This is a genomic window from Stenotrophomonas chelatiphaga (assembly GCF_001431535.1).
GTDB classification, from domain to species: domain Bacteria; phylum Pseudomonadota; class Gammaproteobacteria; order Xanthomonadales; family Xanthomonadaceae; genus Stenotrophomonas; species Stenotrophomonas chelatiphaga.
In genome coordinates this window covers 1-765 of record NZ_LDJK01000145.1, presented here as the reverse complement: position 1 = coordinate 765, position 765 = coordinate 1, and the positions used below count along the sequence as shown (strand labels likewise).

The 765-nt window shown below is 65.2% G+C and carries 1 pseudogene; it reads right to left on the bottom strand.

The annotated features are described in order from the left end of the window. Window positions 1-717 (bottom strand): annotated as a pseudogene (locus ABB28_RS17560) (GTP-binding protein); the annotation flags it as partial. Window positions 718-765: the final 48 nt, after the last annotated feature.

The following is a 765-nucleotide window of genomic DNA, read 5'->3' as shown; positions in this document are numbered from 1 at the left end:
CGCACGCAGGGCCGGCAGCACCTTGCGCTTGGGGGTGAACACGCCGACGTTGTCGACCTGGTGGTTGCGGCCGGTGGACATCACCTGCAGCTTGTCGCCGGCCTTGATCTCGCCCTGCATGACCCGCACCAGCGACACCACGCCGAGGTAGTTGTCGAACCAGGAATCGATGATCAGCGCCTGCAGCTTGTCGGTATCGCGCGGCACCGGCGGCGGAATGCGCTTGACGATCGCTTCCAGCACGTCGCGCACGTTCAGGCCGGTCTTGGCGCTGACCGGCACGGCATCTTCGGCATCGATGCCGATCACGGCCTCGATCTCGGCCTTGGCGCGCTCGATGTCGGCGGTGGGCAGGTCGATCTTGTTGATCACCGGCACCACTTCCAGGCCCTGCTCCACGGCGGTGTAGCAGTTGGCCACCGACTGCGCTTCCACGCCCTGGGCCGCATCGACCACCAGCAGCGCGCCTTCGCAGGCGGCCAGCGAGCGGCTGACTTCATAGGAGAAGTCCACGTGCCCGGGGGTGTCGATGAAGTTCAGGTGGTAGGTCTGGCCGTCGTCCGCCACGTAGGGCAGCGAAACCGACTGCGCTTTGATGGTGATGCCACGCTCGCGCTCGATCGGGTTCGAATCGAGCACCTGCGCTTCCATCTCGCGGGCCTGCAGGCCGCCACACAGCTGGATGATGCGGTCAGCCAGGGTGGACTTGCCGTGGTCTGTCCCTTAGTCACATCTTACGCTGCCGACGACACATTACGGTTAGAC